This window comes from Bacteroidota bacterium, from assembly GCA_034723125.1.
In the GTDB taxonomy this organism is placed as follows: domain Bacteria; phylum Bacteroidota; class Bacteroidia; order CAILMK01; family JAAYUY01; genus JAYEOP01.
Window position 1 is genome coordinate 1 of record JAYEOP010000162.1, and the last position, 3,869, is coordinate 3,869.

4 protein-coding genes are annotated in these 3,869 nt (G+C 30.7%); 2 read left to right on the forward strand and 2 right to left on the reverse strand.

What is annotated here, in order from left to right; genetic code table 11:
- Positions 1–334: 334 nt before the first annotated feature.
- Positions 335–1,222 (reverse strand): hypothetical protein, encoded by an 888-nt coding sequence (locus U9R42_04805; GenBank protein ID MEA3495336.1) that lies wholly within the window; start codon positions 1,220–1,222, stop codon positions 335–337.
- A gap of 425 nt (positions 1,223–1,647) precedes the next feature.
- On the opposite strand from U9R42_04805, the gene U9R42_04810 reads away from it, so the two are divergent.
- Together U9R42_04810 and U9R42_04815 are read left to right on the forward strand one after the other, a co-directional pair.
- Complete coding sequence (locus U9R42_04810; GenBank protein MEA3495337.1) at positions 1,648–1,968, forward strand: transposase family protein; 321 nt, start codon at positions 1,648–1,650, stop codon at positions 1,966–1,968.
- Between the two features lie 17 nt (positions 1,969–1,985).
- Positions 1,986–2,858 carry an ISL3 family transposase gene (locus tag U9R42_04815; GenBank protein ID MEA3495338.1) on the forward strand — a complete coding sequence of 291 codons (873 nt, stop codon included), beginning with the start codon at positions 1,986–1,988 and terminating at the stop codon, positions 2,856–2,858.
- Between the two features lie 105 nt (positions 2,859–2,963).
- Here the strand turns inward: U9R42_04815 and U9R42_04820 are convergent, their stop codons facing one another.
- Positions 2,964–3,614, reverse strand: coding sequence for a fibrobacter succinogenes major paralogous domain-containing protein (locus U9R42_04820; GenBank protein ID MEA3495339.1), 651 nt, complete (start codon positions 3,612–3,614; stop codon positions 2,964–2,966).
- Between the last annotated feature and the right edge of the window lie 255 nt (positions 3,615–3,869).

Consider the following 3,869-nt stretch of genomic DNA (forward strand, 5'->3'; position numbering starts at 1 on the left):
AAGAAGTTAAAGAGGTATGGAAATTTGTAAATTATATTAGCACAGAAGTTCCCGAAGGAAATTTACCCAAGGATGAATTATTAAAAACCGTTAGTAATTTGAAAAAAGATATGGATGAACTTAAGAAGAAGTGGAATTGAAAGCTTTTTATACCAAACCGCCAAGTACAGCCTGTGCCGAATACTTTAGATAAGACCCGCTTGGTTTATCCTAAACGAAGTTAAAGGGCTTGGTGTCCCGACCAAAAGGTGCGGGATAAATGTGAGAGCTGCACTTTGTTAGCCGTAGTTTTAACTAAGGAATATCAGCCGCCTACTCGATTGGTAGCTGACTTTTATTTATCCAAACTCCCATTCCTTTCAATCCATTTAGATTTATGTTCCTCGAAATTTTCTTTAGTTAAGCGAAGTTGATAGAAATCTTTAATTGATTTTAAAAAAAAGTTCGCATGTATTATAGTTACAACGTCCAAGTTATTCTCAACATAGTCATCAGCTTCCAAATATTCTAATTGACTTTTTGCAACTTCTGATATTCGCTCAATAACACCCATGTTAATGAACCCAATATTTACAAAGAATAGATTTTTCAAATCGTTAAGATGTTCAATCTCCAAATCTGTCTTGTAAATAAGCCTTTTTAGAACTTCTACAGAAGTATAAGTTGAATGAGCTAACTTGTCAATTTCGGATTGATTTGGTGTATAAATTTTTAATAATTCGATAATGGCAGTTTTTATTTCTGTAGCATAATCTTCTTCAGATTTGTCTAAAGGCTTTAAGACTGTGTGCTTATTGTCATCTAAGAATATTATCGCGTCATTACCGTGTAGAATTCTTCCGTTTGATGTTTTAATTCTGAAATCAGTTAAAGCTTTTTCAAAACGGTCAAGTTGATTATAAACGAGTGTAGTGGTTCTATTGAGAAGAAATTCTTTTCTTGTTTCCTTCATCTCGTTTCTCTGAAGACTTAATTCAACTCTTTGATTTTTTAACTCTGTTCTTTGAATTAAAATTGTAACAATTACACCTGCTAATGCCAAACCTGAAAAAACAGCATTTAAAGCTCCAAATGTATCTCCATACGTTCCACTTTTAGACCAATCAGAGAAAAAGCCATTTACGATAAATGGGAAAACTAAAGCCAAGATTAAAAATCCAATAGCAATCTTTAGAAATAATGGAAAATACTTGTCTTTCTCTTTTTTAGAATTGTCGCTCATGATGATTTTTTTTGTTTGCTGCTAACGAGTGGATATAATGACTGGTCATTATATTTCCATTATATATTTTGTAAAAAATTCCATAATTCAATATTATCCAATGGCTTATAAATTTTATCAAATCCCTTGTTGGTAATATAAGTATAAATTTCTGTAGTTTTAATATTTTCATATCCTTATAAATTTTGAATGTATATTACATCAGTTCACAAATTATAATAAAATTTTTACGATAAAACAAAATAATATTTTTTTTACCTTTTACACAACTTTTAATAAGCAAATTAGACTTAACGACAGTCTGTTTAATAACCCTAACCACCGATTAAATTTTTGTCAAATATAAAGCTATTTCTACTTTGCTCAAAAAATAATTTGCTTTTTTGGTTCATCACAATAATGAGTACTTTTGAACAAAAAAAACTATGTCAACAAGTTTAATATATCATGGTTTTGGATTGAAAAATCAGAAGTATCTAAAAACAGAATTTAAAGAAGGTAAAGTTTTCTTTCATATTCAAACAAAGGAAAACAATCTCAGGTGTAGTCAATGCGGAAGCAAAAAAGTAATAAAGCGAGGCTCAAAACAAAGAAAATTTAGAGGAGTTCCAATTGGTTTAAAACAAGTTATTTTTATAGCAAAAGTTCAACGTTTAGAATGTAAAGAATGTGGTGCTATCCAGCAAGAAGAATTGAAATATGCAGATAAAAAAAAAGTTATACCAATAAATTTAAACGATATGTAATATCCCTATTAGATGTTATGACAGTACAAGACATAGCTAATAATTTAGGGACAAGTTGGGGGTTTATAAAAAGCATAGACAAAAATTATTTAAAATATAAATACAAATCAATTGATATTAAGGATGTTAAATATATTGCAGTTGATGAATTTTCAATTAAAAAAGGGCATAAATATATGACTGTAGTAATGGATTTGGAAACAAAGCGCATTATTTATATAAATGAAGGTAGAACAAAAGAAAGCTTAACTCCAATATTGAAACGTTTTAAAAGATTTAGTATAATACTCAAAGCTATTGCAATGGATATGTGGCCTGCATATTTTAGTGCTGTAATGGAGTATTTACCAGATACTCATATTGTTTTTGACAGATTTCATATTGAAAAAAATTTAAATGAAACTATTTCAAATATTCGCAAAACTATCTTTAGAGATGAGGTTGATATTAACAAACGTAAACTGATTAAAGGAACCCGATGGCTTTTACTAAAGAACAGTCAAAATTTAAATGATAGTAAATGTGAAAAAGAAAGATTAGAAAAAGCTCTAAATATTAATAAACCATTAGCAATAGCCTATTATTTAAAGGAAGATTTAAAACAAATTTGGTTTCAAAATAATATTTCAGATGCAAAAAAGTTTTTAGGTTCTTGGGTTGCAAAAGCAATAGCTTCTGGAATAAAACTAATGAAAAAATTTGCTCATTTACTATTGGCTCATAGAACAGGTATTTTTAATTGGTTTTATTATAGAATTTCAACAGGACCTCTTGAAGGAATGAATAATAAGATTAAAGTTTTGAAAAGAAAAGCATATGGCTACCGAGATGTCCAATATTTTAAGCTTAAAATTTATAATTTACATCATGCTAAGTATCCATTATTGTGATGAACCGCTTTTTTTAGGTTGGTTTTTATTATACAATTGGAACTTATTTGTTTCAAAAAATAGTGCATATTATTTTTTAAACAAATAAATCAAATAGTAAATAAATTAATCCCTCAAGCAACGCACCGATAAGCCACAAGCCTTATTGAGGTCGTGCCGACTAACACTGCTGTAACTATAGCTCATGCACCGGAAACAGGCGTTACTGTCACTGTACTCGGTAGCGGTAGCACTCCACCATCTACCGTTGTAGCCAATACTGTTGAAATAACCATAGTCGTTACGGGAGCCACCCGGAAGGGCTGTAAAACCAGTTTCATTGGTTACTCTAAAATTGGTTGCTATATAGTTTGGGCTGGCTGTTTTTAGGTGTGGAATATTTAGGTTTGGGCTATTCCAATGTTTTATTCCGGTTTGTTTTAGTTTGCCACCGGCATTATCTTCACCTTCGAGATAGTCGGTTAACTTAGTCCACTCATCATCGCTAGGAACATGCCAGCCTTCAGGCGCCAAGCCTCTAGGGTCGTTTACGGCATACCAGTTGTACAATTTGCCATACCACACCCCATTTACCGGATCGTTGTCGTAATAACACCAAGCAGGCTCCTTATTTCCTCTTGCTTTTTCCCACTCTTCACGTGTTTTTGCATGAGGGATAGGGTCACCATTGCGGAATTTCTCAACATTGAGGTTTTCTGCCATCCATACTTGGTAGCCTATATTAAAGGCAGCAAAAATTAATAAATTCTTTTTCATATCTTTTTATTTAGGGTTTAAAAATATAATTGAATAAAATATTTTTTAACTGTTTTAATCTCATTCTATAAAATTTTATTTTACAAATATAAAACAAATATACTTAAATGATTTTTTATTTTTGGTTATATAGTCTTTGTTCCAATGAACGCCAACGACAGTCTGTTTAATAACCCAAACCACCGATTAAATTTTTGTCAAATATAAAGCTATTTCTGCTTTGCTCAAAAAAAGTAAATTATTTTTTGAGCAAAG